Raw genomic sequence first — 12,508 nt, 5'->3', positions numbered from 1 at the left:
AGTCAAAGTAGATAGTAGTAGTGTTATTACTGAAGCAAATATAAATCAATATATTCCAGATATTCCTGTTGGCATTCCTATGCCATGGCCACAGATTAATCCCCCAGCTGGTTATTTTGAGTGTAATGGTTCCCAGTTCGATGTAAATCGATTTCCGAAACTTGCTGCTGCATATACTTCGGGATTTTTACCGGATCTTCGAGGAGAATTTATTCGGGGGTGGGACAATGCTAGGGGGGTCGATCCTCATCGCATTATTCTTAGCTTTCAAAACGATGCTATTCGTAATATAACAGGATCCTTTACAGCAACTGACGACAACAATGCTAGGTCTACAACTGGCTCGTTTTACGTGCGCGGAAAATATGGGACGGGATCAGGAGGTGGTTCACAAGAGTGGTTAATTGGTTTTGATGCAAGTCGAACAGTTCCAGTGTCTCACGATAATCATCCTCGGAACATCGCATTTATGTACATAGTTAAAGCAGAATAAATTGGGAGATTTATATAATGAAATATCAATTACAACCAGAAATTGCAATTTTTGACGACAACGGTCTAGCGACAATGGCGGGTTGGGCAGTGATTTATAATGTGGATTTTAAAGGAGAGTATTCAGGGGCTACATATCAGTTTTTACCTGTAGGCGTAGGCGTTCCAGCTAACTCATATTTGAATGCACCAAACTCAGTTAAGGATGGTAAAGCAATCGTTAGGGTTGGCGATGAATGGACATACCCGAGCGACTACCGTGGTAAAAAAATCTATTCAACTGAAACAGGTGCAGAATCGACAGTAACAGAAATCGGCGATATTCCCACAGATTACACATTATTAAAACCCTCCAGTGAATTTGATAGATGGGACGGTGAGAAATGGGTATTAGATGAAGAAAAACGGCGTCAGCATTATGTAAATTTAGCCGCAGAACAGAAACAACAGTTATTAAGTCAGGTCAACACTAAAATCGATCATCTACAAGATGCTATCGATATTGATATCGCAACAGATGAAGAAAAAGCGTCATATACTGCTTTGAAAAAATATCGTGTCCTATTAAATCGTGTTGATATTAATACTGCACCTGAAATTAAATGGCCCAAAGAGCCAGTAACTTCTTTCTAATAATCATTCTAATTTTCAGTAAAATTAATGCCATTGCTGAGGATATATCTATAAAAAATAAAAGGGGTACTTAAAACCCTTTTTTATTTCATCATTTGTGTTTTTTTGACTAAATACTTCTCCTTAATCGAGTCAACTAAGCGAGTGTGTATTATATCTTCTTCACGATCGACAGAATGTCTGTATTCATTTAATATAGATAGCAGTGCTAGCCTTTCTTTTTTTAACTTTATTCGCCTATCAATAACGGTATTTGGAATAAGATAAATATCTTTTTTCAATAACGCCCCAACCTCATCGAACCTTTCCCAAGATTTAATAATTAACTGCGATTCGTTAAATCGATATTTTCTGTTATGTATGAATAAAATTACTTAAAATAACGTACATTTTTTTGTTCATTAATTTGATATCCGATTAAAGTTAACTCAATTAATTATAACAAACAGATAATCCAAAAAATTTTAATCTAGCTTAAGCCGCCAAAATTATCCTAATTTAACTAAAAGGAATAAAAGCACCTATTTATGTTTAAGGTGAAAATAGGCGGCCATCAGCGATAAAAAATAATCATAATAGAGAGTATCTCTAACCGTTAAACAGAGGAATAGGGACTCTCATTCATCACTGATCCTGCTTTATTAATTAAATATACAGGTTATTGATGAATGAGAGTTAGTGTGTAGCGTTATCTTGACAAGACTTCGCATATGCAACAATTAGGTCGACCAGTTCATCCTCTGCATAAAAATAGGCTAAAGGTAGTTCAAGTACTTCGGCTAATTTACCCGATGTTTCTAAATTAGGCTCATAAATTCCTTTTTCATAACGATTAATTCTTGTGCTAGCTACAAATTCATCGATACCAGCAAGAATTCCTAATTTTTTCTGTGATAAACCTTTGGCTAAACGAGCTTCTTTTAATCGTTTACAGAAAATTTGGCGATATTTGATTTCTGTTTTCATCATAGGTTCCTAATAAATAAAGAAACTACGATATTCATCATTATTTTACTTTTTAGATACTACGTTTAACGTAATTTTATTGTCTATTAATTTTACATTTATATCTGTTATATCTGTTTAAAAAATAGATTAATTATAATATTCATAATAATAGTTATACTTATGACTAGGCATAAAGAATAACTTATTTTTCATTAAACAGATTTTAACTTTTAACCCATATAATAATAAAAACCAAGCAGATAAAACTTTTTTACAAAATATTATTGATAATAATTATCATTTGTAATAGATTGGGGCGTGAAAAATGCTAAGCGCGTTTGATCTGTTATGTTAATAAAAGTTAGGTCATCGCATATTGCTATTCGATAATCGTGTTGTTTACTGCTTTTTGTTTAAGACAGTAAAAATGAAATATATTTTATTAATATCTTAATATGGTGATAAGCAAATATATAAGGTATCGAACAATAAAAATGTCCGTCTGACTGTCAAGGTATCAGAATTTTATATACTTCCAGTTCATTAGAATCAGTATCAATTTTAGTTGATAATAACGACTATTTTTTATTTAAAGGGGGGAATGAATGCGTAAGGGAAATATAAATCAAATAACTAAATGTTTATGTGGTTTTTCTATTTTAGCAAGTAGTTGTGTTTTTGCTGAGGATGTTATGGTTATAACGGCATCGGGATTTGAGCAAGAAGTGCAAAGTGCGCCCGCTTCTATTTCGGTTATTACTAGTAAAGAGATCGAGAATAAACCTTATAGAGATGTGACCGATGTGCTGAAAGATATCCCTGGGGTAACGGTTTCAGGTGGCAGTGCCTCATCGGATATCAGTATCCGTGGTATGAATGCGAATTATACGTTAATGTTGGTTGATGGCAAGCGTGTCCGTTCGCGAGAAGTACGACCTAATAGTGATGGTGCTGGTTTTGAACAAGGTTGGTTACCGCCATTATCGGCTATCGAGCGAATTGAGGTAGTAAGAGGTCCTATGTCGTCACTGTATGGCTCAGATGCGATGGGCGGTGTGATTAATATCATCACCAAAAAAGTCGCAGATGAATGGCAAGGCAATGTTCGGTTAGAAACCACTTTTCAGCAACATAATCAGTCCAAAAATATTCATACCGCGAATTTTTCTTTGATGGGACCACTTATTGAGCAAGTCCTAGGGCTTCAAATTTATGGACAATATTCAGAACGTGCCGAAGATCATTATCAGGATGGTTTCCCTGAACAGAAATTACGTAATATCGCAGGTAAATTAAGCGCGGCACTAACTGAAAAACAACTATTTGAATTAGATTTAGGTCGCAGTTTACAAAGTTCTTCGTCAACCGTTGGCAATACCGCATCGTTCAGAGATAGTAAACGTGATAATAATCGTAATACAGCAGCGTTAACTCATCGTGGTGACTGGGATTGGTCGACATCAACGACGACTCTCTCTTATGAAAATACCAAAAATCCTGTACGCGATATGGAAATTAAAAATTTGGATTTTGATACACAATTAATGATTCCTATTGCGCAGCATAATTTAACGTTAGGTGGGAAATATAGTCGACAGAAGTTGAACGATAAAGGAAATAAGATCGATAGTCGTATCACTGAGATCAAACGCTGGGATTATGCATTATTTATTGAAGATGAATGGCAACTCGTTGATAATTTTGCCTTAGTAGGCGGCTTGCGTTTTAATAAAGATGAGTTATATGGTCACAATTGGAATCCAAGACTATATGGTGTTTGGGATCTGAATCAAAATTATACCGTTAAAGGTGGGGTATCTACTGGTTATTCAACGCCGTCATTACGCCAGACGGTATCGGATTGGGGTCAGGTGACAGGCGGTAATCGTTCGAATGGGGTCATTATTGGTAATAGTGATTTAAAACCAGAAAAATCAATCAATTATGAAATGAGTATTAATTATAATGATGATTATGGGATTAACGCTAGTGCCACCGCATTTTATACACAATTTAAAGATAAGATTCAGTCCTATTATATCTGTAAAGGCGATCCACATAGTAATGCATGTAGTACATCAGGTACATCAGATAAATTTGATTTTGTCCAATCACGTGAAAATGTGGATAAGGCTGAAATTAAAGGGCTAGAATTAACCTTTAAAGCCCCAATTGTAACCAATTTGATTTTTTCATCTAACTATACTTGGATGGGGACAAAACAAAAAACTGGGGTAAATAAAGGTAAAGCGCTTAATCGTACACCGCGTAATAAGTTTAATGCTCAATTAGATTGGTTAGTTACCGATCGTCTTGATTTGTGGGGTAAAGTGGCTTATTACGGTATAGAATCAGCTAGCGGTTCGAGAACGGTGCGTGATAGCAATTATCCAGGTTATACTTTGTGGGATATTGGTGGCGCGTATGCCGTTAATCAAAATACCAAAATCTATTCTGGCATATATAATTTATTTGATAAAAAAATAAAAAATGATGATTTTGGTAAAACGTTAGATGGACGCCGTTATTGGATTGGGCTAGATGTAAGTTTTTAAGATTATTATTTTGGTTTAATTAAGATAACGATAATGGTGGCGGTAAAAGATACATGGCTTTTATATTTAATTTTACCGTCATTATTTAAACTACTGTTAGAGCGTGTTTAATCAAATCACTAGTGACTATAATTAATGGTAAGTCGTAAAGATATTATGACTAAGGTATTTATCAGTTCAAATTAAGTAATAGATGATAATTGCTAACACTGACCGTCACTTCATATTAACAATTAATCATAGCAATATTCCCTTATTGTGAGTCATTTTCTAGCAACATTTTGTCGTTACTAAGCGTTATTAACTTCTGTTTTTTGCGCTGATTACCATCGATGAGCCTGATTATCGTCTTGGTTTCTCAATGATATAGAAAATTAATGTAGGGATGGAATGTATTTAAATCATGGCCATTAATATAATAAAATCCATTTATTATATTTTAGTGATGATATTTGTGTCGTGCACTTCACCTTAAAAAGACTGTCGTTATGGATAAGGTTTGTATCCATATCGACAGTCTATTAAATTACGAGAATTAGTTATTCATTAATAGCTGATTCATACGTTGGATAAAGGTATGTGGATCAGTTAATGTGCCTCGTTCAGCAAATAGTGCTTGATCGAAAAGTAATTCAACCCATTCATTAAATTGTGCTTCATCCTCAATAGCCGCAATGCGTTTAACTAATGCATGCTCAGGATTAATTTCAAAGATATATTTAACTTCAGGGACTTTTTGACCTGTTGCGGCAAAAAGTTTTGCCATTTGGGTTGTCATCTCATCCGCATCAGTCGTCACCATTGCTGGCGTGGTGGTTAAACGATGGGTAAGTTTGACATTTTTAACACGCTCACCAAGTAAGGTTTTTGCTTTACTGATAAATGCTTCAAACGCTTTATCCGTTTCTTTTTGTTGTTCGCTCTCTTCCGTGTCCGCTAATTTCTCTAACGACTCGTCAGCTTTACTGACCGAAAGGAACTGCTTACCGTCAAATTCAGTTAAATTGCTCATCATCCACTCGTCAATACGATCAGATAAGAGTAATACTTCAATCCCTTTTTTACGCAATAGCTCTAAATGTGGGCTATTTTTAGCTGCAATATAACTATCAGCGGTTAGATAATAAATTTTATCTTGCCCATCTTGCATGCGCGTAATATATTCGTCTAGAGAAACCGTTTGTGCATCGCTATCAGTATGGGTTGAGGCAAATCGTAAAAGTTTAGCGATACTTTCGCGATTTGTGAAGTCCTCACCGGTTCCTTCTTTTAATACTAAACCAAACTCATTCCAGAATTGTTGATATTGTTCAGGTTGATCTTTGCTTAATTTATTTAACATCTGTAATACACGTTTCGTTAGTGCATTACGTAAATTTTGGGTAATTTTGCTGTCTTGTAAAATTTCACGAGAAACGTTTAATGGTAAATCGTTTGAATCAATCAAACCTTTAACAAAACGGAGATAATTTGGCATAAATTGTTGTGCTTCATCCATGATGAATACACGATGCACATAAAGTTTTAAACCATGTTCATGATCACGGTTCCATAGATCCCAAGGTGCTTTAGCAGGAATATATAATAAGCTGGTATACTCTTGTTTCCCTTCGACACGATTATGACTCCAAGTTAATGGATCGGCAAAATCATGAGAAATATGTTTATAGAACTCCTTATATTCGTCATCGCTAATTTCAGTTTTACTACGTGTCCAAAGTGCTTGCGCTTTATTAATTTTTTCCCATTTTACTTCATCGTTCTCTTGCGTTTGTACTTCAACAGGTAGTGCAATGTGATCAGAATATTTGCTAATAATAGAACGGATACGCCAATCATCTAAGAATTCTTTATCTTCTTCTCTTAAATGCAGAGTGATTTCGGTTCCTCGTTCCGATTTACTTATATCAGAGATGGTGTATTCACCTTCACCCGCTGATTCCCACATCACCGCTTCATCCGCACTGACTTGAGCTGAACGTGTTTTTACTGTCACTTTATCAGCGACGATAAAAGAAGAATAAAAACCAACGCCAAATTGTCCGATTAATTGACTATCTTTGGCTTGATCACTGCCCATTGTTTGTAAAAATGCTTTTGTACCTGATTTCGCAATAGTCCCTAAATTATCAATCACTTCATCACGTGTCATACCAATACCATTATCAGCAATGGTAATGGTGCCTGCATCTTTATTAATAGAAATACGTACGCCTAAATTAGCATCTCCAGCATAAAGTTCTGGATTTTCTAATGCTTTAAAACGTAGTTTATCCGCCGCATCAGAGGCGTTAGAAATTAGTTCTCTTAAAAATATTTCTTTGTTTGAATAGAGAGAATGAATCATTAAATGGAGAAGTTGTTTTACTTCTGATTGAAATCCACGAGTTTCAGTTCCTTGTTTACTCATTAATGAATACCTCAAATTTTGCCAATTAAAATGGTTAATAATAGTGTGACATAAAACCACTGATTACTATTAAGTGGTTTCATGTTATTTCGATTGCTTAATAGGTTATATGTTATATAAAGATAAAAAAATAAATTTCAAGGTATTAGTGAATAAAATTATTTCAATCACCAATAGCGCGCCTTATTTAGCATGTTTACTTTTATTGTTGATGAGGAAAATAGTAACAAATAGTATTCGTAAGGCAGTGATATAGATTGTTTGCAATAGAAGTGGATCTTATGGCGATAGGTGTGGTCTTATTAAAACATAATAATGACTATATCACGCATTGATTAGAAGCGGGTATATTAGCCATTAAATAGCATCCCGCCTTATATTTTATCTAAATCAATATTGGGAAATGTTAGCCTATTTTATAACTATGACATTAATCATTATAAAAATGAGCGATAAGGTAATTCAGGTTCATCAGTAAAAATATCTCTAAAGCCACGGTAATGTTGATAATGCATTTTGTGTTTATCGGTTGGATAAGTATATTTACCACCAACTTGCCAGAAGAAAGGAGAAAAATCATATTGCAAGCGATCTTTCTTCATTTTCCAAAGCACTTCGATTTCTCTTGGGTCACTTTGGAAATTTGCCCAAATATCATGATGGAATGGAATAACTACTTTAGTATTTAATGCTTCAGCAGCACGTAAAATATCAGCGGACGTCATCTTGTCGGTAACACCGCGTGGATTCTCGCCATAAGAGAGTAACGCTACATCAATATGGTGATCATTTCCATGTTTTGCATAGTAATTAGAGTAGTGCGAATCGCCAGAGTGGTAAAGTGATCCTCCAGTTGTCTCAAATAAATAATTTACCGCGCGTTGATCCATGCCATCTAAAATGTTTTTATCGGTAGACGATACCCCTGGCGGTAAAGTGACCAAAGAGGTTCTATCAAAGGAATCAAGGACGTTAATTTTAATATCGCCCACCGTAATAACATCGCCGACTTTAGCGACAATACAACGATCAGCGGGTACGCCCCAACTTTGCCATAAATCAACGCAGGCTTGTGGACCAATAAATTTGACATGATCATCGCAATTTTGTATAACAGCCGCGGCAACATTAACATCAATATGGTCTGCATGATCATGCGTTGCCATAACGGCATCAATCTTTTTTATGGCAAAAGGATCTAATACAAAAGGACTGGTACGTAAATTAGGTTGTAGTTCCCGTACGCCACCCATACGCATCATTTGGTGCTGTTTCTTCATATAAGGGTTAGCATGCGTTCTCTTGCCTGTACCACACCAAAAATCAACGCTGATATTGGTATTGCCTGCTGATTTTAACCAGATACCGGTACACGCTAACCACCACATTGTAAAGGTACCGGGTTGAACGACAGTATTTTCTATCTCTTCATTAAGCCACGTCCCCCATTCAGGAAAAGTAGTTAATATCCATGACTCACGGGTGATCTCATTTACTTTACTCATAGTATTATTTCCTTTTTCATTAATAATTAGACTAAAATCACTTCAGTACCCTCACTTCTAATTTTTTCTATTACAGCCTGATTAGCTTGTTTGCCTGTGATTAAAATATCAATTTTACTTATCGGACAAAAAAGCATGCCAGCATTGGCTTTAATAGCAATTTTTGAACTATCCACGACAACGACTAACTTTTCGATTTTTTCTAGAATTTGCTGCTCAGATACTGCGCTTAATATTTCTGTTTTATAGAGTCCAGTCGCCGTTAAGGTTTTACCACTAGTAAACATCCATTTTCCTGCGTATAAATTAGCCATATCTGCAATGGGATTAAGAATAATATTTTGGGTCTTATTGTATAAGCCGCCCATAATGATGACGCTGTCATGGTCATTTTCAATCAGATAACAGGCAAGTGGAAAATAGTTAGTAATTATCGATATTTGCTTTCCACATAGCTCTTTACCTAGTAAAAAAGCCGTTGAACCACAATTTATGACGACATTTTCGCCATCGTTACATAGTTTCGCCGCGCGGATCGCAATACGTGCTTTTTCATGGAAATATTCGGTATTATCAATTTGTAGTGGTGCCCAGATCGGCTTTTTTTCGGCAATCTTCATAATACCATTACGCACTTTTTGTACGCGTCCTTCTTGAGCCAGTTTGGTAATATCTCGACGCGCCGTTGCTGGCGAAACAGCAAAATAATCCACTAGCTCAGTGACCTTTAATGTCCCTTTACTTTTCACTAATGCCACGATTTCATTATGTCTAGTTAATTCATTCATACTATTTCCTCTTATATAATGAAATCAAAAGTAATCATTAATTGATTAATTTTGATTCTAGATTTTATTGGTTATATTGTCAACAATGTTAAAGGTAATTAAACGTTTTTTATATTAAGTTAATGATAAACAAAGAAATAAATTTTAATTTTCTAATTTTTAGCTTATTTAAATAAAAATGTGAATTTAATCACAGTTATTTATGTCATTGGTTGAGAATAGTGATTAGCGTCAAAGTTATCATAAATAATCATTGATTGATTCATTTTGATTATTAAATATGGATATATAGCGAACGAATAAATACAAAAATACTTTCATTCGGATGATATTGTTTACCGCCGATTTTACTTCAACATCTTTCCGAACGTTAATAACCATAACCAATGAGAGGTATATATGGAAGTAATTTATAACATATTTTATATATTCTATAGTCAGGTCATGACCAATGCGCCACTACTACTGGGCCTAGTCACGTTTCTTGGCTATTCACTTTTAGGTAAAGATCTCACTACCATTATTAAGGGCTCAATAAAAACGGTTGTCGGTTTTATGTTATTGCAAGTCGGTTCCAATGTTTTGGTTTCAACGTTTAAACCCGTTATTGAAAAATTATCTGAATATCATGGCATTAATGGATCAATTATTGATACCTATGCATCAATGGTAGCGGTTGAAAAGGGGTTAGGTGAGAGTTATTCTTGGGTTGGGTATGCGGTGCTACTAGCACTAACGCTAAATATTTTATTGGTTATATTCCGGCGTTTTACTGGCATTCGCACTATCATGCTAACTGGACATATTATGTTTCAACAAGTAGGTGCAATCGTATTATTTTACTATCTATTTGATTATAGTATGGCTGAATCGATTATCTATTCTGCCATTATTATCGCCTTATATTGGGGTATTTTTTCCAATATCATGTTTAAACCAACTGAACAAGTTACAGGGGGCGCTGGCTTCTCAATTGGTCATCAACAACAATTAGGATCATGGATAGCGGTTAAATTAGCCCCTAAATTAGGCGATCCAAACGATTCTGTCGATCAACTCCAACTACCTAAATGGTTACATATTTTCCATGATAGTATTGCAGCAACCACCATTGTTATGACCTTTTTCTTTGGCATAATTTTGTTATCTTTTGGATTAGATAATTTACAAGTCATGGCGGGAAAAACCCATTGGACTATCTATATTTTTGAAACAGGACTTAAATTTGCAGTAGCTATCCAAGTCATTGTGACGGGGGTAAGAATGTTTGTTGCCGAACTTTCAGAGGCATTTAAAGGTATTTCTGAAAAATTAATCCCCAATGCGATACTCGCTATTGATTGTGCCGCTATTTATGCTTTTTCTCCCAATGCGATGGTATTTGGTTTTATTTGGGGTGCATTAGGACAATTTTTTGCCTTAGGTTTATTACTTATTTTCCAATCGCCGATTATGATCATCCCTGGCTTTATTCCTATGTTCTTCTCAAATGCGACGATTGGGGTTTTTGCTAACCATTTTGGTGGTTGGAAAGCCGTAATGAAAATCTGTTTTACTATGGGAATCATTGAGATATTAGGATCAGCTTGGGCAATTAATATTTTTGCTCAGCATAACACCCCTATTGATGCGTGGATGGGAATGGCAGATTGGGCAATTTTATTTCCTCCTATTTTACAAGGTTTATCATTATCACACCTATTTATCTATGTATTAATTGGATTAGCCGTAGTGTATATGTATTTTGCTGCCAAACAACTGCGAGCAGAGGAATTATTACACACAAATAAAGAGCAAGATAATGATAAACATCAAGATGTTAATTTAGATATTGTGGAAAAAATGCAAGAAGTTGCCATTGCAGAAGGACAACCGGTCAGAATTTTAGCCGTATGTGGCAGCGGTCAAGGTTCGTCTATGATGATGAAAATGAAAATTGCCAATTATTTAGATAAGCAGCATATTAATCATATAATGGATTCCTGTGCAGTCACTGATTATAAATCTCGCCTACCTAATATCGATATTATTGTCGCGTCAAAACACCTTATTCATGAAATAGACGTTGGTGAAGGGAAACATGCTTTAGGTGTACAAAATATGCTTAATCCCCACACTTTTGGTTCAGAACTTATTGATTTAATTAATAAAGTAATAGCAAAACAGATGGCTAATTAATATAAGGATAACTTTATGGCTTTTAAACAATCATTAATCGAAAATAACTCTATTTTACTCAAAGCAAAAGCGGACACGTGGCAAGACGCGATTAAATTAGGTACAGATATGCTGATTGCGACGGGGGCTATTGAACCCTCTTATCACCAAGCAATTATTAACAGTATTGAGAAACTAGGACCTTATATCATTATTGCCCCCAATTTTGCTATGCCACATGCCAGACCAGAAGATGGCGTTAATCGAACCGCCTTTGCTTTAGTCACACTAGAACACCCAGTCTATTTTGAGGGAGAGCCTCAACCTGTGGATGTATTGATCACATTAGCTGGAAGCTCATCTAATCAGCATATGGAGGGATTAATGGAGGTGACACAAATCTTAGATGATGAAAACAGCCCAACTGGCATTAATTTAGACAAATTTAGACAATGTGAAAATAAAGAAGCTATCTATGCGGTAATTGATCAAGCACTAACAGAGGAGTAATCATGTATAAGCTATTACGACAACGGGTATTAGAGGCGAATTTAACACTACCTCTATATGGATTAGTGACTTTTACTTGGGGTAATGTTTCTGAAATTGATAGAGAAAATCAAATTATAGCAATTAAACCGTCTGGGGTTGATTATGCTGATATGACCATGGATGATATTGTGGTGCTGGATTTAACCGGTAATATTCGGGCGGGTAAGCTTAATCCCTCTAGTGACACGGCAACACACATTGAATTATACAAAGCATTTCCAGACATTGGCGGTATAGTACATACTCATTCTCGTCATGCGACAGTGTGGGCGCAAGCGGCTATGGATATTCCCGCTTTAGGTACCACCCATGCCGATTATTTTTATGGAGATATTCCTTGTACTCGTACTCTTACCCATGATGAAATTAGTCATGATTACGAAAAAAATACGGGGTTAGTGATTGTTGAAACCTTTAAGTCACGACAACTTGATATTATGGCTATGCCAGGCGTGATTGTGGCGGGCC

General features: G+C 35.5%; 11 protein-coding genes. 6 read left to right on the top strand and 5 right to left on the bottom strand.

Features of this window, described 5'->3' with window-relative positions:
* Together O970_RS08875 and O970_RS08870 are read left to right on the top strand one after the other, a co-directional pair.
* The coding region (locus O970_RS08875; RefSeq protein ID WP_275055050.1) for a phage tail protein at positions 1 to 493 on the top strand (493 nt) is incomplete at its 5' end.
* Positions 494 to 510: 17 nt separating this feature from the next.
* Positions 511 to 1,125, top strand: coding sequence for a tail fiber assembly protein (locus tag O970_RS08870; protein ID WP_133459348.1), 615 nt, complete (start codon positions 511 to 513; stop codon positions 1,123 to 1,125).
* 83 nt (positions 1,126 to 1,208) lie between these two features.
* Here O970_RS08870 and O970_RS08865 read toward each other — a convergent pair whose 3' ends face one another.
* Together O970_RS08865 and O970_RS08860 are read right to left on the bottom strand one after the other, a co-directional pair.
* Positions 1,209 to 1,406, bottom strand: a complete 198-nt coding sequence (locus O970_RS08865) for a hypothetical protein (protein WP_133459347.1) — start codon at positions 1,404 to 1,406, stop codon at positions 1,209 to 1,211.
* A gap of 394 nt (positions 1,407 to 1,800) precedes the next feature.
* Positions 1,801 to 2,091 carry a helix-turn-helix domain-containing protein gene (locus tag O970_RS08860; RefSeq protein ID WP_133459346.1) on the bottom strand — a complete coding sequence of 97 codons (291 nt, stop codon included), beginning with the start codon at positions 2,089 to 2,091 and terminating at the stop codon, positions 1,801 to 1,803.
* Positions 2,092 to 2,678: 587 nt separating this feature from the next.
* On the opposite strand from O970_RS08860, the gene O970_RS08855 reads away from it, so the two are divergent.
* The gene (locus tag O970_RS08855; protein ID WP_133459345.1) at positions 2,679 to 4,628 is read left to right on the top strand and encodes a TonB-dependent receptor domain-containing protein; all 1,950 of its coding nucleotides are present in this window, start codon (positions 2,679 to 2,681) and stop codon (positions 4,626 to 4,628) included.
* 535 nt (positions 4,629 to 5,163) lie between these two features.
* Here O970_RS08855 and htpG read toward each other — a convergent pair.
* The 3 genes from htpG to ulaR all read right to left on the bottom strand — a co-directional run bounded on the left by htpG (position 5,164) and on the right by ulaR (position 9,331).
* Complete coding sequence (gene htpG, locus O970_RS08850; RefSeq protein WP_133459344.1) at positions 5,164 to 7,038, bottom strand: molecular chaperone HtpG; 1,875 nt, start codon at positions 7,036 to 7,038, stop codon at positions 5,164 to 5,166.
* Between the two features lie 437 nt (positions 7,039 to 7,475).
* A complete protein-coding gene (gene ulaG / locus O970_RS08845; protein ID WP_133459343.1) occupies positions 7,476 to 8,543 on the bottom strand; it encodes an L-ascorbate 6-phosphate lactonase in 1,068 nt (355 codons plus the stop codon).
* 26 nt (positions 8,544 to 8,569) lie between these two features.
* Complete coding sequence (ulaR, locus tag O970_RS08840) at positions 8,570 to 9,331, bottom strand: HTH-type transcriptional regulator UlaR (RefSeq protein ID WP_133459342.1); 762 nt, start codon at positions 9,329 to 9,331, stop codon at positions 8,570 to 8,572.
* A 399-nt stretch (positions 9,332 to 9,730) separates the two neighbouring features.
* Here ulaR and O970_RS08835 point away from each other — a divergent pair, with 399 nt between their 5' ends.
* The 3 genes from O970_RS08835 to araD all read left to right on the top strand — a co-directional run.
* Positions 9,731 to 11,509: a PTS ascorbate-specific subunit IIBC gene (locus tag O970_RS08835; RefSeq protein WP_133459341.1), complete on the top strand. Its 1,779-nt coding sequence runs from the start codon at positions 9,731 to 9,733 to the stop codon at positions 11,507 to 11,509.
* A gap of 15 nt (positions 11,510 to 11,524) precedes the next feature.
* On the top strand, positions 11,525 to 11,998 hold the full coding sequence (locus tag O970_RS08830; RefSeq protein ID WP_133459340.1) for a PTS sugar transporter subunit IIA: 474 nt from the start codon (positions 11,525 to 11,527) through the stop codon (positions 11,996 to 11,998).
* 2 nt (positions 11,999 to 12,000) lie between these two features.
* On the top strand, positions 12,001 to 12,508 hold a 508-nt coding region (gene araD, locus O970_RS08825; RefSeq protein ID WP_133459339.1), incomplete at its 3' end, for an L-ribulose-5-phosphate 4-epimerase AraD.

It is taken from the genome of Candidatus Schmidhempelia bombi str. Bimp (genome assembly GCF_000471645.3).
GTDB lineage: Bacteria > Pseudomonadota > Gammaproteobacteria > Enterobacterales > Orbaceae > Utexia > Utexia bombi.
This window is presented reverse-complemented; position numbering and strand designations above follow the sequence as displayed.